Origin of the sequence: Corynebacterium sp. HMSC034H07, assembly GCF_001815175.1 — a bacterium.
GTDB lineage: Bacteria > Actinomycetota > Actinomycetes > Mycobacteriales > Mycobacteriaceae > Corynebacterium > Corynebacterium hiratae.
On record NZ_KV819495.1, the window covers coordinates 1 to 314 of the forward strand.

Consider the following 314-nt stretch of genomic DNA (forward strand, 5'->3'; position numbering starts at 1 on the left):
CCAAGTATCACATGCACACGGTTTAGCCTCATCCACGTTCGTTCGCCACTACTAGCAGAATCATATTTTATTTTCTTCTCCTACGGGTACTGAGATGTTTCACTTCCCCGCGTAAACCCCCACAACAGCTATGAATTCACTGAAGGGTAACACCCCATAACAGGTGCCAGGTTTCCCCATTCGGACATCCTCGGATCAACGCTTTATTGACAACTCCCCGAGGCTTAACGCAGCCTTACACGTCCTTCATCGGCTCAGCATGCCAAGGCATCCACCATGCGCCCTAAATAACGAACACACAACCAACACAACAA

At 49.0% G+C, this 314-nt stretch carries 1 rRNA gene; it reads right to left on the reverse strand.

Annotation, left to right across the window (positions count from 1 at the left end):
• Positions 1-298: ribosomal RNA gene (locus HMPREF3009_RS01625) — 23S ribosomal RNA — on the reverse strand; the annotation flags it as partial.
• Positions 299-314: the final 16 nt, after the last annotated feature.